This window comes from Streptomyces sp. AK08-02 (assembly GCF_033795085.1).
GTDB classification, from domain to species: domain Bacteria; phylum Actinomycetota; class Actinomycetes; order Streptomycetales; family Streptomycetaceae; genus Streptomyces; species Streptomyces echiniscabiei.
Window position 1 is genome coordinate 449,962 of the sequence record NZ_JARAZV010000002.1, and the last position, 17,911, is coordinate 467,872.

The window sequence follows — 17,911 nt, forward strand, 5'->3', positions numbered from 1 at the left end:
ACCCGTCCCATCCCTGGGGGCTGCCGCCCCCAGACCCCAGCTTTCGGCCCTGAAGGGGCCTCGTCCTCAAGCGCCGGACGGGCTGGTATGTCAGCCTCTCCGGCGTTTCAGGAGCGGGGGTTCGGGGGCAGCGCCCCCGACGACGGGCGCGCCCCGCCGCCCACTCGGCCCTCTCCAACCGGCGGCAAGCCGCACGCGCTCCTACGCTCGGGGCATGTCAGAGGTCTACGCGGCGCGCAGAGCGCGGCTTCGGGAGCGGTGTCACGCGGGCGGCAGTGCGGGGGCCCTGGTCTCCCGGGCCGCCAATGTGCGGTATCTCGCGGGCGCGGCCCCGCAGGGAGCCGTGCTGCTGCTGGGAAAACGTGAGGACCTGCTCGTGTGGGCGGGGTCCGAGGACGACCGGCTCCCCGAGGGCAGCCGTCCGGACGAGGCGCTGCGCGTGCACACGCTGGCCGCTTCCGGGGGTGATCCGGCGGTCGCCGCCGCGGATCTCGCCGCCGCACAGGGCGCCGAGTCCCTCGCCGTCGAGGAACACCATCTGACCGTGGCCCGGCACCGTGCCATCGGCTCGGTCGCGCCCCGGCTGCGCCTGGCCGACCTCGGTGGCGCGGTCGAGCAGCTCCGGGTGGTCAAGGACGAGGAGGAGATCGCCTGCCTGCGGATCGGCGCCGAGATCGCCGACCAGGCGCTCGGCGAACTGCTGGAGTCCATCCTCGTCGGGCGTACGGAGCGGCATCTCGCCCTGGAACTGGAGCGGCGGCTCGTCGATCACGGCGCCGACGGGCCGGCCTTCGCGACGGCCGTCGCCACCGGGCCGAACTCCGGCCGCCGGGGGCATCGGCCGACCGATCGGCGCGTGGAGGAAGGAGACTTCCTCTCTGTTTGTCTCGGCGCCGTCTACCGCGGATACCGCTGTGAGATCGGCCGCACATTCGTCATCGGGACCTCACCGGCCGACTGGCAGATCGAGCTCTACGACCTGGTCTTCGCAGCCCAGCGCGCCGGACGGGAGGCGCTGGCACCCGGCGCCGCCTACCGTGACGTGGACCGTGCGGCACGCCAGGTACTGGACTCCGCGGGGTACGCGGACCGCCTCGCTGAGCTCACCGGACACGGTGTCGGGCTCGAAATCGACGAGGAGCCGCAGCTCGCCCCCGCAGCCATGGGTAAACTGGACGCTTGCGTGCCGGTCACCGTCGAACCGGGGGTCCACCTCCCGGGCCGGGGCGGCGTCCGGATCGATGACACGCTCGTCGTACGCCCTGAGGCGGACGGCGGACCCGAACTACTTACCATCACGACCAAGGAACTGCTCGCGCTCTAGCTTCGAGCTGTCGCGTCTGCCCCGGGGTCGTCCACGTCAGTCCAGGAGATTCCGCAACCGTGGCTTCCACGAACGACCTCAAGAACGGCCTGGTTCTCAAGCTCGACGGGGGCCAGCTCTGGTCCGTCGTCGAGTTCCAGCACGTCAAGCCCGGCAAGGGCCCGGCCTTCGTGCGAACCAAGCTCAAGAACGTGCTCTCCGGCAAGGTCGTCGACAAGACGTTCAACGCCGGTGTCAAGGTCGAGACGGCCACTGTCGACAAGCGCGACATGCAGTTCTCCTACATGGACGGCGAGTACTTCGTCTTCATGGACATGGAGACGTACGACCAGCTCATGGTGGACCGCAAGGCCGTCGCCGACGCCGCCAACTTCCTGATCGAGGGCTTCACCGCCACGGTCGCCCAGCACGAGGGCGAGGTGCTCTTCGTCGAGCTGCCGGCCGCCGTCGAGCTGGTCATCCAGGAGACCGAGCCGGGCGTCCAGGGCGACCGCTCCACGGGTGGCACCAAGCCGGCCACGCTGGAGACGGGCCACCAGATCCAGGTCCCGCTCTTCATCACCACCGGTGAGAAGATCAAGGTCGACACCCGTACGAGCGACTACCTCGGCCGGGTGAACAGCTAACCGTGGCTGCCCGCAACACGGCCCGCAAGCGTGCCTTCCAGATCCTCTTCGAGGGCGACCAGCGCGGGGCCGATGTCCAGACGGTCCTCGGGGACTGGATCCGGCTGTCCCGGGACGACACCCGCCAGCCCCCGGTCAGCGAGTACACGATGGAGCTCGTCGAGGGCTACGCGCAGCATGCGCGGCGCATCGACGAGCTGATCGCGCAGTACTCGGTCGGCTGGACGCTCGACAGGATGCCGGTCGTCGACCGCAACATCCTGCGCCTCGGTGCCTACGAGCTGATCTGGGTCGACGAGACCCCGGACGCCGTCGTCCTCGACGAGATGGTGCAGCTGGCGAAGGAGTTCTCCACGGACGAGTCGCCCTCGTTCGTCAACGGGCTCCTCGGCCGGTTCAAGGACCTGAAGTCCACTCTGCGCCGAGACGACGTCTGAGTCGGGCCTTCAGGCCTTCAGACGTCCGGTCGTACGCATGCCGGTGGGCCCCAGCGAATCGCTGCTGGGGCCCACCGGCATTCGTACGACCGAGCCGCTGTACCCAGGAGGCCTGCGAGGCCCGCAAAACGGCGCCGGGGTGGCCGGAAACCATAAGGTTCCGGCCACCCCGGCGGCACGTTTCTGCTCAACGGCTGAAAGCCGTCGGGCTCAGCCCTCCTCGTGGGAGACGGCGCGGCGCGCGTCCGCGTCCAGGACTCCCCAGCTGATCAGCTGCTCGGTCAGGACCGAGGGCGACTGGTCGTAGATGACGGCGAGCGTGCGCAGGTCGTCCTGGCGGATCGACAGCACCTTGCCGTTGTAGTCGCCGCGCTGGGACTGGATCGTCGCGGCGTAGCGCTGCAGGGGGCCCGCCTTCTCGGCCGGCACGTGGGCCAGCCGCTCAAGGTCGAGGACGAGCTTCGGCGGCGGCTCGGCGGCTCCGCCCGGCGTGGTGCCCGGCAGCAGCTCCTGCACGGGAACCCCGTAGAAATCCGCCAGCTCGGCGAGGCGCTGCACGGTCACGGCACGATCGCCGCGCTCGTACGAACCGACCACGACCGCCTTCCAGCGTCCCTGGGACTTCTCCTCGACACCGTGGAGGGAAAGGCCCTGCTGGGTGCGGATCGCCCGGAGCTTGGCCCCGAGCTGTTTGGCGTATTCGCTGGACATATAGCTCCCGGACACAGTGTCGACGTGCGGACGAGCCGCGCGGCTGGTGACTCACTGTGAGGTTACGCAGCGTTACTCTTCCCCGTCAAGCTGAACGGTCCCGCCCGCCCTCCACGTACGGATCGACGTGCGGTTACGGCAGTCGGGTGACGTGTGGCGCCAATGGGGTGATCAGGCGTCCCGCGCGGGCTGGTACCGTGGATGGCGCAATTCCGACGTCCTTTAATGATCCGTCCTGTGAGGCGGAGAAGGAGGTCCGTTTCCTATGGACTCAGAGCACGACAAGCAGCAGTACGAGGCCGACGCACGGCCCGTTCTGGAAGCCCCCGACATCGCGCGGGTACTGACCCGCATCGCCCACGAGATCGTCGAACGCGCCAAGGGCGCCGACGACGTGGTGCTCCTCGGCATTCCGACCCGGGGCGTCTTCCTCGCCCAGCGGCTCGCCGCCAAGCTGGCGGAGATCACCGACCGCAAGATCCCGGTCGGCTCGCTCGACATCACGATGTACCGCGACGACCTGCGCATGCACCCGCCGCGCGCGCTGGCCCGCACCGACATCCCCGGTGACGGCCTCGACGGCAGACTGGTCGTCCTCGTCGACGACGTGCTCTTCTCCGGCCGCACCATCCGCGCCGCCCTGGACGCCCTGAACGACCTCGGGCGTCCGCGCGCGGTGCAGCTCGCGGTCCTCGTCGACCGGGGCCACCGCGAACTGCCCATCCGCGCCGACTACGTCGGCAAGAACCTCCCCACGTCGTTGCGGGAGACGGTCAAGGTCCAGCTCGCCGAGGAGGACGGTCGGGACACCGTCCTGCTCGGTGTGAAGCAGACCGCCCAGCAGTAGCACGCATGCGCGTGCGGCCCCGTGCCGTACGTCTCCTCGCGATGCCCCTGCCTGCCCGGAACTCCTGAACTTCCCTACGGAGCCTGAAAGATGCAGCGTCATCTCATCTCGGCCGCCGACCTCACCCGCGACGACGCCGTCCTGATCCTCGACACCGCCGAGGAGATGGCCCGGGTCGCCGACCGGCCGATCAAGAAACTGCCGACCCTGCGCGGCCGTACCGTCGTCAATCTCTTCTTCGAGGACTCGACGCGGACCCGGATCTCCTTCGAGGCCGCCGAGAAGCGCCTCTCCGCCGACGTCATCAACTTCACGGCCAAGGGGTCGAGCGTCTCCAAGGGCGAGTCCCTGAAGGACACCGCCCAGACCCTGGAGGCGATGGGTGTCGACGCCGTCGTCATCCGGCACGGCGCCTCGGGAGCCCCCTACCGGCTCGCCACCTCCGGCTGGATCGACGCGGCCGTCATCAACGCCGGCGACGGGACGCATCAGCACCCGACCCAGGCACTGCTCGACGCCTTCACCATGCGGCGCCGACTGGTCGGCCGGGACGCGGGCATCGGGCAGGACCTCGCCGGCAAGCGCATCACCCTGGTCGGCGACATCCTGCACAGCCGCGTCGCCCGCTCCAACGTCGACCTGCTGCACACCCTCGGCGCCGAGGTCACCCTCGTCGCGCCGCCGACCCTGGTGCCGGTCGGCGTCGAGAGCTGGCCCTGTGAGGTCTCGTACGACCTGGACAGCACCCTGCCGAAGTCCGACGCGGTGATGCTGCTGCGCGTACAGCGAGAGCGCATGAACGCCGCGTTCTTCCCGACCGAGCGCGAGTACTCGCGGCGCTACGGCCTCGACGGCGACCGCATGGCGCGGATGCCGGAGCACGCCATCGTGATGCACCCCGGGCCGATGGTCCGCGGTATGGAGATCACCGCCGAGGTCGCCGACTCGGAGCGCTGCACGGCGATCGAGCAGGTCACCAATGGTGTCTCCATCCGGATGGCCGTGCTCTATCTGCTGCTCGGCGGCAACGAACCGGCCGTCACCCACACCCGTACCGAGGAGAAGTAAGTCACATGGGCAAGATCCTTATTCGTGGTGCGCGGGTGCTCGGTGGCGAGCCGCAGGACGTCCTGATCGAGGGCGAGACCATCACCGCTGTCGGGGCCGGGCTGTCCGCCGAGGGCGCCGAGGTCGTCGACGCCGACGGCAAGGTGCTGCTGCCGGGGCTCGTCGACCTGCACACGCATCTGCGCGAGCCCGGGCGCGAGGACTCCGAGACCGTCCTGACCGGGACCCGGGCCGCGGCGAGCGGCGGCTACACGGCCGTGTTCGCCATGGCCAACACCTTCCCGGTCGCCGACACCGCCGGTGTGGTCGAGCAGGTCTACCGGCTCGGGCAGGAGCACGGCTACTGCGACGTCCAGCCCATCGGCGCCGTCACCGTCGGCCTGGAGGGCAAGAAGCTCGCCGAACTGGGCGCCATGCACGAGTCGGCCGCCGGTGTCACCGTCTTCTCCGACGACGGCAAGTGCGTCGACGACGCCGTGATCATGCGGCGCGCCCTGGAGTACGTGAAGGCCTTCGGCGGGGTCGTCGCCCAGCACGCGCAGGAGCCGCGGCTGACCGAGGGCGCCCAGATGAACGAGGGCGTCGTGTCGGCCGAGCTGGGGCTCGGGGGCTGGCCCGCCGTGGCCGAGGAGTCGGTCATCGCGCGCGATGTGCTGCTCGCCGAGCACGTGGGCTCCCGCGTCCACATCTGCCACCTCTCGACCGCCGGGTCCGTCGAGATCGTCCGCTGGGCCAAGTCCCGGGGCATCGACGTCACCGCCGAGGTGACCCCGCACCACCTCCTCCTCACCGACGAGCTGGTCCGCACGTACAACCCGGTCTACAAGGTCAACCCGCCGCTGCGCACCGAGCGCGACGTGCTGGCCCTGCGCGAGGCGCTCGCCGACGGCACGATCGACATCGTCGCCACCGACCACGCCCCGCACCCGCACGAGGACAAGGACTGCGAGTGGGCCGCCGCCGCCATGGGCATGGTCGGCCTGGAGACCGCGTTGTCAGTGGTCCAGGAGACGATGGTGGACACCGGACTGCTGGACTGGGCGACCGTAGCCGACCGGATGTCCTTCGCCCCCGCGCGCATCGGGCGGGCAACGGGCCACGGCCGCCCCGTCTCGGCAGGTGAGCCCGCCAACCTCACGCTCGTCGACACGGCATACCGTGGGTCCGTGGACCCCGCGGGCTTCGCCTCCCGCAGCCGCAACACCCCGTACGAGGGGCGTGAGCTGCCGGGCCGTGTCACGCACACGTGGCTCCGGGGCAGGGCCACGCTCGTCGACGGGAAGCTCGCGTGACATCACTGCCGCATTTGACGTACGTCGCCGCCGAACAGAAGTCGGCGGAGGTGACCGACTGGGCCGCCCGCGTGGGCTGGCTGGTGGGGCTCGCGCTCTTCGTCGCCCTCATCTACTGGCTGATGCGCGAGGGCTGGAAGTGGCGCGGCACGCTCCAGAGCGACCTGCCCGAGCTGCCTGTCGCGCCGGATGAGCCCGGTGCCGCGAGACTGACCGTGCTGTCGATGAGCGGCCGCTACCACGGCTCCACCACCGCGGGCCAGTGGCTCGACCGCATCGTGGCGCACGGCCTCGGCACCCGTAGCCGGGTCGAGCTGACACTGACGGACGCGGGACTGGATGTCGTACGCCCCGGCGCGGCCGACTTCTACGTCCCCCTGGAGGCCCTGCGCGAGGCCCGGCTCGACAAGGGCATCGCGGGGAAGGTCCTCTCCGAGGGCGGCCTGCTGGTCGTCACCTGGGAACACGGCGGCAAGCTGCTCGACTCCGGCTTCCGCTCGGACCGCGCGGCCGAGCACAACGAGTGGGTCCGGACGCTCAACCAGATGATCAACAAGACGACGGAAACGGAAGGCGCACGATGACGACCTCCACCCGGGGAGCCACCAAGACTCCCGCCGTACTCGTCCTGGAGGACGGCCGGATCTTCCGCGGCCGTGCCTACGGGGCCGTGGGGGTGACCTTCGGAGAGGCCGTCTTCTCCACCGGCATGACCGGCTACCAGGAGACCCTCACCGACCCGTCGTACCACCGCCAGGTGGTCGTGATGACCGCCCCGCACGTCGGCAACACCGGCGTCAACGACGAGGACCCCGAGTCGCAGCGGATCTGGGTCGCGGGCTACGTCGTACGGGACCCCGCGCGCGTGCCCTCCAACTGGCGCTCCCGGCGGTCCCTCGACGAGGAGCTGCGTGAGCAGGGCGTGGTCGGCGTCTCCGGCGTCGACACGCGCGCGTTGACGCGTCATCTCCGGGAACGCGGCGCCATGCGCGTCGGCATCTTCTCCGGCGACGCGCTGCCCGACGACGCGGCGATGCTCGCCGAGGTGCGCCAGGCCCCGGAGATGACGGGCGCCGACCTCTCGGCCGAGGTCGCCACCAAGGAGACGTACGTCGTCCCCGCGATCGGTGAGAAGAAGTTCACCGTCGCCGCCGTCGACCTCGGCATCAAGGGCATGACCCCGCACCGGATGGCCGAGCGCGGCATCGAGGTGCACGTACTGCCCGCCACGGCGACCGTGGAGGACGTGTACGCGGTCAACCCCGACGGGGTGTTCTTCTCCAACGGCCCCGGCGACCCGTCGACCGCGGACCACCCGGTCGCCCTGATGCGGGCGGTACTGGAGCGCGGCACGCCGCTCTTCGGCATCTGCTTCGGCAACCAGATCCTGGGACGCGCGCTCGGCTTCGGCACGTACAAGCTGAAGTACGGCCACCGGGGCATCAACCAGCCCGTGCAGGACCGTACGACCGGCAAGGTCGAGGTCACCGCCCACAACCACGGCTTCGCCGTGGACGCGCCGCTCGACCGGGTCTCCGAGACGCCGTACGGCCGCGCCGAGGTCTCGCACGTCTGTCTGAACGACCAGGTCGTGGAAGGGCTGCAGCTGCTCGACCGGCCCGCGTTCAGCGTCCAGTACCACCCCGAGGCGGCGGCGGGCCCGCACGACGCCGCTTACCTGTTCGACCGCTTCACGTCTTTGATGAGCACAGTCCAGATGGAGGGCCAGCGTGCCTAAGCGCACCGATATCCAGTCAGTCCTGGTCATCGGCTCCGGCCCGATCGTCATCGGACAGGCCGCCGAGTTCGACTACTCCGGGACCCAGGCGTGCCGCATCCTGCGTGCCGAGGGCCTGCGGGTCATCCTCGTCAACTCCAACCCGGCGACGATCATGACCGACCCGGAGATCGCCGACGCCACCTATGTCGAGCCGATCACCCCCGAGTTCGTCGAGAAGATCATCGCCAAGGAGCGTCCCGACGCCCTCCTGCCCACCCTGGGCGGCCAGACGGCCCTGAACACCGCGATCTCCATGCACGAGCAGGGAGTGCTGGAGAAGTACGGTGTCGAGCTGATCGGCGCCAACGTCGAGGCGATCAACAAGGGTGAGGACCGCGACCTCTTCAAGGGCGTCGTCGAAGCCGTCCGCGCGAAGATCGGGCACGGCGAGTCCGCCCGTTCGGTCATCTGCCACACCATGGACGACGTGATCGCGGGCGTCGACACGCTCGGCGGCTACCCCGTCGTCGTCCGGCCCTCCTTCACCATGGGCGGCGCCGGCTCCGGCTTCGCCCACGACGAGGAGGAGCTGCGCCGTATCGCCGGCCAGGGCCTGACCCTGTCTCCCACCACCGAGGTGCTCCTGGAGGAGTCCATCCTCGGCTGGAAGGAGTACGAGCTGGAGCTGATGCGCGACAAGAACGACAACGTCGTGGTCGTCTGCTCCATCGAGAACTTCGACCCCATGGGCGTGCACACCGGCGACTCCATCACCGTCGCGCCCTCGATGACGCTGACCGACCGCGAGTACCAGCGCCTGCGCGACATCGGCATCGCGATCATCCGCGAGGTCGGGGTCGACACCGGCGGCTGCAACATCCAGTTCGCGATCAACCCGGACGACGGCCGCGTCATCGTCATCGAGATGAACCCGCGCGTGTCGCGTTCCTCGGCCCTCGCCTCCAAGGCGACCGGCTTCCCGATCGCCAAGATCGCTGCCAAGCTGGCCGTCGGCTACACCCTCGACGAGATCCCGAACGACATCACGGAGAAGACCCCGGCCTCCTTCGAGCCGACGCTCGACTACGTCGTCGTCAAGGCTCCCCGGTTCGCTTTCGAGAAGTTCCCGTCCGCCGACTCCACCCTCACCACGACCATGAAGTCGGTCGGCGAGGCCATGGCCATCGGCCGCAACTTCACCGAGGCTCTGCAGAAGGCGCTGCGGTCGCTGGAGAAGAAGGGCAGCCAGTTCACCTTCGTCGGCGAGCCCGGCGACAAGGCCGAGCTGCTGACGGAGTCCGTACGGCCGACCGACGGGCGCATCAACACCGTCATGCAGGCCATCCGCGCGGGCGCCACGCCCGAGGAGGTCTTCGACGCCACGAAGATCGACCCGTGGTTCGTCGACCAGCTGTTCCTGATCAAGGAGATCGCGGACGAGCTGACCGAGGCGGAGCGCCTGGACCCCGAACTCCTGGCCGAGGCCAAGCGGCACGGCTTCTCCGACCAGCAGATCGCCGAGATCCGGGGCCTGCGCGAGGACGTCGTGCGCGAGGTGCGGCACGCGCTGGGCGTACGCCCGGTGTACAAGACGGTCGACACCTGCGCCGCCGAGTTCGCGGCGAAGACGCCGTACTTCTACTCCTCGTACGACGAGGAGACGGAGGTCGCGGCGCGCGAGAAGCCGGCCGTCATCATCCTCGGCTCAGGACCCAACCGCATCGGCCAGGGCATCGAGTTCGACTACTCCTGTGTCCACGCCTCCTTCGCCCTGAGCGACGCGGGCTACGAGACCGTGATGGTCAACTGCAACCCCGAGACCGTCTCCACGGACTACGACACCTCCGACCGTCTGTACTTCGAGCCGCTGACGCTGGAAGACGTGCTGGAGATCGTCCACGCGGAGTCCCTGGCGGGCCCGATCGCGGGCGTCATCGTCCAGCTCGGCGGCCAGACCCCGCTGGGCCTCGCGCAGGCCCTCAAGGACAACGGCGTACCGGTCGTGGGCACCCCGCCCGAGGCCATCCACGCCGCCGAGGACCGGGGCGCCTTCGGCCGCGTCCTCGCGGAGGCCGGCCTCCCGGCCCCCAAGCACGGCACGGCGACCACCTTCACCGAGGCCAAGGCGATCGCGGACGAGATCGGCTACCCGGTCCTCGTACGCCCGTCCTACGTCCTCGGCGGGCGCGGCATGGAGATCGTGTACGACGAGACCCGGCTGTCCTCCTACATCGCCGAGTCCACCGAGATCAGCCCCTCCCGGCCGGTCCTGGTCGACCGTTTCCTCGACGACGCGATCGAGATCGACGTCGACGCTCTCTACGACGGCCAGGAGCTGTACCTCGGTGGCGTCATGGAGCACATCGAGGAGGCCGGTATCCACTCCGGCGACTCGGCGTGCGCGCTGCCCCCGATCACGCTGGGCGGCTTCGACATCAAGCGGCTGCGGACCTCGACCGAGGCCATCGCGCGCGGGGTCGGCGTCCGGGGTCTGATCAACATCCAGTTCGCGATGGCCGGCGACATCCTCTACGTCCTGGAGGCCAACCCGCGCGCGTCCCGTACGGTCCCCTTCACCTCCAAGGCGACCGCGGTGCCGTTGGCGAAGGCCGCCGCCCGGATCTCGCTCGGCGCGACCGTCGCCGAACTGCGGGCCGAGGGACTGCTGCCGGCGACCGGTGACGGCGGCGAACTGCCGCTGGACGCGCCGATCTCCGTCAAGGAGGCCGTCATGCCGTGGAACCGCTTCCGGGACACCTCCGGTCGCGGCGTCGACACCGTGCTCGGCCCGGAGATGCGCTCCACCGGCGAGGTCATGGGCATCGACTCCGTCTTCGGCACGGCGTACGCCAAGTCGCAGGCCGGGGCGTACGGCCCGCTGCCGACCAAGGGTCGCGCCTTCATCTCGGTGGCCAACCGGGACAAGCGTTCCATGATCTTCCCGGCCCGCGAACTGGTCGCCCACGGCTTCGAACTCCTCGCCACCTCCGGCACGGCCGAGGTCCTCAAGCGCAACGGGCTCAACGCGAAGATCGTCCGCAAGCAGTCCGAGGGCACCGGCCCGAACGGCGAGAAGACCATCGTCCAGCTCATCCACGACGGCGAGGTCGACCTCATCGTCAACACCCCGTACGGCACCGGAGGCCGCCTCGACGGCTACGAGATCCGTACGGCGGCCGTGGCGCGGTCCGTGCCCTGCCTGACGACGGTCCAGGCGCTCGCCGCGGCGGTCCAGGGCATCGACGCCCTCAAACACGGTGACGTGGGCGTGCGTTCGCTCCAGGAACACGCCGAACATCTGACCGCGGCCCGCGACTAGCGGCCTTGAGGGGGACACCGGAAACGGTGTCCCCCTCTTCATGAGGCCTCACCGCGAGGCCGTAGCGAGGACATCACCATGTACAAACTTTTCTTCCGTCTGGTCTTCAAACGGATGGACCCCGAAGAGGCCCACCACCTGGCCTTCCGCTGGATCCGCCTGGCCGCCCGCGTCCCCGTGCTGCGGACGTTCGTCGCCGCCGCCCTCGCGCCCCGGTACGAGGAGCTGCGCACCGAGGCCTTCGGGCTGCGGATGCACGGGCCCTTCGGGCTCGCGGCCGGCTTCGACAAGAACGCGGTCGCGATCGACGGGATGTCGATGCTCGGCTTCGACCACGTCGAGATCGGCACGGTCACGGGGGAGCCGCAGCCGGGCAACTCCAAGAAGCGGCTGTTCCGCCTTGTGCCGGACCGGGCGCTCGTCAACCGCATGGGGTTCAACAACGAGGGTTCGCTGGCCGTGGCGGCCCGTCTGGCGAGCCGGGAGGCGGTCTTCCGAACCGTCGTCGGCGTCAACATCGGCAAGACCAAGGTCGTCCCCGAGGACGAGGCCGTCGCCGACTACGTGAAATCGGCCGAGCGGCTCGCCGCGTACGCCGACTACCTCGTCGTCAACGTCAGCTCGCCCAACACGCCCGGCCTGCGCAATCTCCAGGCCACCGAGGCGCTGCGCCCGCTGCTGACCGCCGTACGCGAGGCCGCCGACCGTACGGTGACCGCGCGCCGTGTCCCGCTGCTGGTGAAGATCGCGCCCGACCTCGCCGACGAGGACGTGGACGCCGTGGCCGACCTCGCCGTCGAGCTCGGCCTGGACGGGATCATCGCCACGAACACCACCATCGCGCGCGAGGGGCTCGGTCTGACCTCCGAACCCACCCTGGTGAAGGAGACCGGCGGCCTCTCCGGCGCACCCCTGAAGGCACGCTCCCTGGAGGTGCTGAGCCGCCTCTACGCGCGCGTGGGCGACCGGATCACCCTGGTGGGCGTCGGCGGCATCGAGAACGCCGAGGACGCCTGGCAGCGCATCCTGGCCGGTGCCACGCTCGTACAGGGCTACAGCGCCTTCGTGTACGAGGGGCCTTTCTGGGGACGTGCCGTCCACAAGGGGCTCGCCGCCCGCCTCCGTACGAGCCCGTACGCCACCCTCGCCGACGCGGTCGGCGCCGACGTGAGGAAGACCGTATGACAGCCCACCCGTCGCCCGACCACCGCCCCTCAACGGGGCCCTCCGGGCCGCAGAACCTTTCTGGAGAACCCTTCGGTGCCCGTCTGCGCCGCGCCATGGACGAGCGTGGCCCGCTCTGCGTCGGCATCGATCCGCACGCCTCACTGCTCCACGACTGGGGGCTGAACGACGACGTCGCCGGCCTGGAGCGGTTCAGTCGCACGGTCGTCGAGGCGCTGGCCGGGCGGGTCGCGGTGATGAAGCCGCAGAGCGCGTTCTTCGAGCGCTTCGGGTCGCGCGGGGTCGCCGTACTGGAGAGGACGGTCCAGGAGGCGCGGGAGGCAGGCACGCTGGTCGTGATGGACGCCAAACGCGGCGACATCGGCTCCACCATGGCCGCGTACGCCGAAGCCTTCCTGGAGAAGGGCGCCCCGCTGTTCTCGGACGCGCTCACCGTCTCGCCGTATCTCGGCTACGGCTCGCTGCAGCCGGCGGTCGACCTCGCGCGGGAGAGCGGCGCGGGCCTGTTCGTGCTGGCGCTGACCTCCAACCCCGAGGGCGGTCAGGTGCAGCACGCGGTCCGCGAGGACGGCCTGAACGTCGGCGCGACCATGCTGGCGTACCTCGCCGCCGAGAACGCGGGGGAGCGGCCCATGGGCTCCTTCGGCGCGGTCGTCGGGGCCACCCTCGGCGACCTCTCGTCCTACGACCTCGACATCAACGGGCCGCTCCTGGCGCCCGGAGTCGGTGCGCAGGGGGCGACCCCGGCGGATCTCCGCGCGGTGTTCGGGCCGGCGCTGCGCAACGTGGTTCCGAACGTCAGCCGAGGTGTTCTGCGTCACGGTCCCGGAGTCGTCGCGCTGCGGGACGCGTCGGACCGCTTCGCGGACGAGATCAGGGCCGCTGTCGCCGCCACCTGAGGATTCGTACAGTTCGGCGGAGTCATCCGATGACTGACTTCAGGACGCCTTGAGACTGAATACATTCTCAAATCCAGGTCAGTTTGACCGAAATGTCCCACCTGGCAAAGGCTGACCAGGACTTTTCCGCTGTTCTCGCTGACTCTGGCGGACTTGGCCGCTAGTCTCCGACGAGAGTCAACGAGCGAGCATGTTGTTCGTAGCTCACCAGGTGAGGGGCGATTAGCTTCCTCACCGGTCCGTATCCGACAGTTCGACATCCGAGGTGACGTAGGCGTGGCTCTTCCGCCCCTTACCCCTGAACAGCGCGCTGCCGCGCTCGAAAAGGCCGCCGCGGCTCGCCGGGAGCGGGCCGAGGTCAAGAATCGACTCAAGCACTCCGGCGCCTCTCTTCACGAGGTCATCAAGCAGGGCCGGGAGAACGACGTCATCGGCAAGATGAAGGTCTCCGCCCTGCTCGAGTCGCTCCCGGGCGTGGGCAAGGTCCGCGCCAAGCAGATCATGGAGCGACTCGGCATCTCCGAGAGCCGCCGAGTGCGAGGCCTGGGGTCCAATCAGATCGCCTCCTTGGAGCGCGAGTTCGGCAGCACCGGCTCCTGAGTCCTGGCACCCCGGGATTCCTGGAATAATCGCCGTATGGCTGCAACATTCCGGGGGACGACCCCCGAGCCCCCGGACGTACGTCCGCGGCTGACCGTGCTCTCCGGCCCTTCGGGTGTCGGCAAGAGCACGGTCGTCGTACATATGCGCAAGGCACACCCCGAGGTGTGGCTGTCGGTGTCGGCGACGACCCGTAAGCCACGCCCCGGTGAGCGACACGGCGTCCACTACTTCTTCGTCACCGACGAGGAGATGGACAAGCTGATCGCCAATGGCGAGCTCCTGGAGTGGGCCGAGTTCGCCGGCAACCGCTACGGCACGCCGCGTGCGGCTGTGCTGGAGCGGCTGGAGTCCGGCGAGTCGGTCCTCCTGGAGATCGATCTCCAGGGCGCCCGGCAGGTCCGTGAGTCCATGGCGGACGCCCTGCTGGTGTTCCTGGCTCCTCCCTCCTGGGAGGAGCTGGTGCGCAGACTGACCGGGCGGGGCACCGAATCGCCCGAGGTGATCGAACGCCGCCTGGAGGCGGCCAAGATCGAACTGGCCGCCGAGCCCGAGTTCGACGAGACCCTGGTCAACACCTCCGTCGAGGACGTGGCGCGCGAGCTGCTAGCCTTGATGGAAGTTGTGTGATCGTTTTCGATCCCATCCCCCTTTCGGAAGGCAGAGCGTGTCCTCTTCCATCACTGCGCCCGAGGGCATCATCAACCCTCCGATCGACGAGCTTCTCGAAGCCACCGACTCGAAGTACAGCCTGGTGATCTACGCGGCCAAGCGTGCCCGCCAGATCAACGCGTACTACTCGCAGCTCGGCGAGGGCCTCCTTGAGTACGTCGGTCCGCTCGTGGACACCCACGTCCACGAGAAGCCGCTCTCTATCGCCCTGCGTGAGATCAACGCGGGTCTGCTGACGTCCGAGGCCGTTGAGGGCCCCGCGCAGTAGTATTTTCAACTTTTGGTTGACTTATCCACAGGCCCGACAGCCCGACTGTCGGGCCTGTGGTGTGTCATAGACCCGTACCGAGTCAGGTGCCGCGTCGCGTATCGAGTCAGGGGAGGCCCGGTGGGCAAGCCGAAGGTCGTACTGGGGGTCAGTGGCGGCATCGCCGCGTACAAGGCCTGTGAGCTGCTTCGGAGGCTGACGGAGTCGGGTCACGACGTCCGTGTCGTCCCGACCGCCTCGGCCCTGCACTTCGTCGGCGCCGCGACCTGGTCCGCGCTCTCCGGCCACCCCGTCTCCACGGAGGTCTGGGACGAAGTCCACGAGGTCCCGCACGTCCGCATCGGCCAGCAGGCGGATCTGGTCGTCGTGGCCCCGGCGACCGCCGACATGCTCGCCAAGGCGGCCCACGGCCTCGCCGACGACCTGCTCACCAACACCCTCCTCACCGCCCGGTGTCCCGTCGTCTTCGCGCCCGCCATGCACACGGAGATGTGGGAACACCCGGCCACACGGGACAACGTGGCGACGCTGCGCCGCCGCGGCGCCCTGGTCGTCGAACCGGCCGTCGGGCGCCTCACCGGCGTCGACACGGGCAAGGGGCGCCTGCCCGACCCGGCCGAGATCTTCGAGGTCTGCCGCAGGGTGCTGGCCCGGGGCGTGACGGAACCCGACCTCGTCGGGCGGCACGTCGTCGTCAGCGCCGGCGGCACCCGTGAGCCCCTCGACCCGGTCCGCTTCCTCGGTAACCGCTCCTCCGGCAAACAGGGGTACGCACTCGCCCGTACGGCTGCCGCGCGCGGCGCCCGGGTCACGCTGCTCGCCGCGAACACCGCCCTGCCGGACCCGGCGGGCGTGGACGTCGTGCCCGTGGGGACGGCCGTCCAACTGCGCGAGGCCGTCCTGAAGGCGGCCGCGGACGCCGACGCCGTGGTGATGGCCGCCGCGGTCGCGGACTTCCGCCCGGCGGCCTACGCGGCCGGAAAGATCAAGAAGAAGGACGGCGAGGACCCCGAACCCGTCACCCTGGTCCGGAATCCGGACATTCTCGCGGAGATCTCGGCAGACCGGGCCCGGACGGGTCAGATCGTCGTCGGCTTCGCCGCCGAGACGGACGACGTCCTCGCCAACGGCCGTACGAAGCTCCGACGCAAGGGATGCGACCTGCTGGTCGTCAACGAGGTGGGCGAGCGCCGCACCTTCGGGTCCGAGGAGAACGAAGCGGTGGTGCTGGGCGCCGACGGCAGCGAGACCCAGGTGCCGCACGGGCCGAAGGAGGCGTTGGCCGACATCGTGTGGGATCTGGTCGCCCGTCGTCTCGAGTGAAGGATTCCGCCGTCCCGGCAGCCACCTGACATCCCTCCCACCTCGTACTTCGGGGCGTGGCGACCCTGGCGCAGCGCGCCTGTGACTGGGCAGAATGCCCGTGCCGCAGGTCACGGCGCTTCCGAGAGTCGAGACGGAGGGGCCGATCGACGAGTGTGACCGATAAAGTGTTCTCGGACGGCACCGGGCGCAGCTCCCGAGTCGTCCGCCAATGATCAGCCAGCAGCCGCTGCAACCACAGGGAGCGTTGTGTCCCGTCGCCTTTTCACCTCGGAGTCCGTGACCGAAGGTCACCCCGACAAGATCGCTGACCAGATCAGCGACACGATTCTCGACGCGCTTCTGCGCGAAGACCCCACGTCCCGAGTCGCCGTCGAGACGCTGATCACCACCGGTCTGGTCCATGTGGCCGGTGAGGTCACCACCAAGGCCTACGCGCCCATCCCGCAACTGGTGCGCGACAAGATCCTCGAGATCGGCTACGACTCCTCGAAGAAGGGCTTCGACGGCGCCTCCTGTGGCGTGTCGGTGTCGATCGGCTCACAGTCGCCGGACATCGCCCAGGGCGTCGACACGGCGTACGAGCAGCGCGTCGAGGGCGACGAGGACGAGCTCGACAAGCAGGGCGCCGGCGACCAGGGCCTGATGTTCGGCTACGCGACGGACGAGACTCCGGAGCTGATGCCGCTCCCGATCCACCTCGCGCACCGTCTCTCGCGCCGTCTGTCCGAGGTCCGCAAGAACGGGACGATCCCGTACCTGCGTCCCGACGGCAAGACCCAGGTCACCATCGAGTACGACGGTGACAAGCCGGTTCGCCTGGACACGGTCGTCGTCTCCTCGCAGCACGCGAGCGACATCGATCTGGACTCCCTCCTCGCTCCGGACATCCGCGAGTTCGTCGTGGAGGCGGAGCTGAAGGCTCTCCTCGACGACGGCATCAAGCTGGAGACCGAGGGCTACCGCCTGCTGGTCAACCCCACCGGCCGCTTCGAGATCGGCGGCCCGATGGGCGACGCGGGCCTCACCGGCCGCAAGATCATCATCGACACGTACGGCGGCATGGCCCGTCACGGCGGCGGTGCCTTCTCGGGCAAGGACCCGTCCAAGGTCGACCGCTCCGCCGCCTACGCGATGCGCTGGGTCGCGAAGAACGTCGTCGCCGCCGGCCTGGCCTCGCGCTGCGAGGTCCAGGTCGCGTACGCGATCGGCAAGGCCGAGCCGGTGGGCCTGTTCGTGGAGACCTTCGGCACGGCCAAGGTCGACGCCGAGAAGATCGAGGCCGCGATCACGACGGTCTTCGACCTCCGCCCCGCCGCGATCATCCGCGACCTCGACCTGCTGCGCCCGATCTACGCCCAGACTGCGGCGTACGGTCACTTCGGCCGCGAGCTGCCCGACTTCACGTGGGAGCGGACGGACCGGGTGGAGGCGCTGCGCAAGGCTGCCGGCCTGTAGGACCCGCGGCCGGACCGCCCTCGGTTGTCGAGCCCGGTGTCCCACAGGGGCGCCGGGCTCTGCCGTGCCGGAAATCGGCCGGCGGGGTGGGGGGCCGCCTCGTACCGTGGTGATCTCCCGGTGCGCAGGCCGCGGTTACTTCGGTGGAGTGCGTCCCCCGGG

17 protein-coding genes are annotated in these 17,911 nt (G+C 69.5%); 16 read left to right on the forward strand and 1 reads right to left on the reverse strand.

The genetic code is table 11. The annotated features are described in order from the left end of the window. The first annotated feature begins 214 nt into the window (after positions 1-214). The 3 genes from PV734_RS05860 to nusB are packed head-to-tail and all read left to right on the forward strand — an operon-like array spanning position 215 to position 2,387. A complete protein-coding gene (locus tag PV734_RS05860; protein ID WP_319093975.1) occupies positions 215-1,324 on the forward strand; it encodes an aminopeptidase P family protein in 1,110 nt (369 codons plus the stop codon). A 59-nt stretch (positions 1,325-1,383) separates the two neighbouring features. Next, complete coding sequence (efp, locus tag PV734_RS05865) at positions 1,384-1,950, forward strand: elongation factor P (protein WP_006382090.1); 567 nt, start codon at positions 1,384-1,386, stop codon at positions 1,948-1,950. 2 nt (positions 1,951-1,952) lie between these two features. Beyond that, positions 1,953-2,387 (forward strand): transcription antitermination factor NusB, encoded by a 435-nt coding sequence (nusB, locus tag PV734_RS05870; protein ID WP_059073286.1) that lies wholly within the window; start codon positions 1,953-1,955, stop codon positions 2,385-2,387. 210 nt (positions 2,388-2,597) lie between these two features. Here the strand turns inward: nusB and bldD are convergent, their stop codons facing one another. Then, positions 2,598-3,098 carry a transcriptional regulator BldD gene (gene bldD / locus PV734_RS05875; protein ID WP_006379429.1) on the reverse strand — a complete coding sequence of 167 codons (501 nt, stop codon included), beginning with the start codon at positions 3,096-3,098 and terminating at the stop codon, positions 2,598-2,600. A gap of 265 nt (positions 3,099-3,363) precedes the next feature. Between bldD and pyrR the strand changes: the two genes are divergently transcribed. The 13 genes from pyrR to metK all read left to right on the forward strand — a co-directional run bounded on the left by pyrR (position 3,364) and on the right by metK (position 17,749). Next, positions 3,364-3,945: a bifunctional pyr operon transcriptional regulator/uracil phosphoribosyltransferase PyrR gene (gene pyrR / locus PV734_RS05880; RefSeq protein ID WP_319093974.1), complete on the forward strand. Its 582-nt coding sequence runs from the start codon at positions 3,364-3,366 to the stop codon at positions 3,943-3,945. Positions 3,946-4,035: 90 nt separating this feature from the next. After that, positions 4,036-5,013 carry an aspartate carbamoyltransferase catalytic subunit gene (locus tag PV734_RS05885; protein ID WP_055526200.1) on the forward strand — a complete coding sequence of 326 codons (978 nt, stop codon included), beginning with the start codon at positions 4,036-4,038 and terminating at the stop codon, positions 5,011-5,013. 5 nt (positions 5,014-5,018) lie between these two features. Next, a complete protein-coding gene (locus tag PV734_RS05890; protein WP_319093973.1) occupies positions 5,019-6,305 on the forward strand; it encodes a dihydroorotase in 1,287 nt (428 codons plus the stop codon). Further along, complete coding sequence (locus PV734_RS05895) at positions 6,302-6,889, forward strand: hypothetical protein (protein WP_319093972.1); 588 nt, start codon at positions 6,302-6,304, stop codon at positions 6,887-6,889. The genes PV734_RS05890 and PV734_RS05895 overlap by 4 nt, the downstream gene beginning before the upstream one ends. Then, entirely contained in the window at positions 6,886-8,043 is a 1,158-nt protein-coding gene (gene carA, locus PV734_RS05900; RefSeq protein WP_319093971.1) for a glutamine-hydrolyzing carbamoyl-phosphate synthase small subunit, read from the forward strand. The genes PV734_RS05895 and carA overlap by 4 nt, the downstream gene beginning before the upstream one ends. Then, positions 8,036-11,344: a carbamoyl-phosphate synthase large subunit gene (carB, locus tag PV734_RS05905; RefSeq protein WP_319093970.1), complete on the forward strand. Its 3,309-nt coding sequence runs from the start codon at positions 8,036-8,038 to the stop codon at positions 11,342-11,344. The genes carA and carB overlap by 8 nt, the downstream gene beginning before the upstream one ends. Before the next feature lie 78 nt (positions 11,345-11,422). Beyond that, positions 11,423-12,529 (forward strand): quinone-dependent dihydroorotate dehydrogenase, encoded by a 1,107-nt coding sequence (locus PV734_RS05910; protein ID WP_319093969.1) that lies wholly within the window; start codon positions 11,423-11,425, stop codon positions 12,527-12,529. Continuing rightward, positions 12,526-13,428, forward strand: a complete 903-nt coding sequence (gene pyrF, locus PV734_RS05915) for an orotidine-5'-phosphate decarboxylase (RefSeq protein WP_319093968.1) — start codon at positions 12,526-12,528, stop codon at positions 13,426-13,428. Before PV734_RS05910 ends, pyrF begins: the two co-directional genes overlap by 4 nt. A gap of 276 nt (positions 13,429-13,704) precedes the next feature. Continuing rightward, positions 13,705-14,028, forward strand: coding sequence for an integration host factor (locus PV734_RS05920; protein WP_006382163.1), 324 nt, complete (start codon positions 13,705-13,707; stop codon positions 14,026-14,028). A 36-nt stretch (positions 14,029-14,064) separates the two neighbouring features. Further along, positions 14,065-14,658 (forward strand): guanylate kinase, encoded by a 594-nt coding sequence (gene gmk / locus PV734_RS05925; RefSeq protein WP_319093967.1) that lies wholly within the window; start codon positions 14,065-14,067, stop codon positions 14,656-14,658. Between the two features lie 37 nt (positions 14,659-14,695). Continuing rightward, entirely contained in the window at positions 14,696-14,968 is a 273-nt protein-coding gene (gene rpoZ, locus PV734_RS05930; RefSeq protein WP_003982715.1) for a DNA-directed RNA polymerase subunit omega, read from the forward strand. Between the two features lie 120 nt (positions 14,969-15,088). Further along, on the forward strand, positions 15,089-16,291 hold the full coding sequence (gene coaBC / locus PV734_RS05935) for a bifunctional phosphopantothenoylcysteine decarboxylase/phosphopantothenate--cysteine ligase CoaBC (protein ID WP_319093966.1): 1,203 nt from the start codon (positions 15,089-15,091) through the stop codon (positions 16,289-16,291). A gap of 249 nt (positions 16,292-16,540) precedes the next feature. Then, positions 16,541-17,749 carry a methionine adenosyltransferase gene (metK, locus tag PV734_RS05940; protein WP_319093965.1) on the forward strand — a complete coding sequence of 403 codons (1,209 nt, stop codon included), beginning with the start codon at positions 16,541-16,543 and terminating at the stop codon, positions 17,747-17,749. Positions 17,750-17,911: the final 162 nt, after the last annotated feature.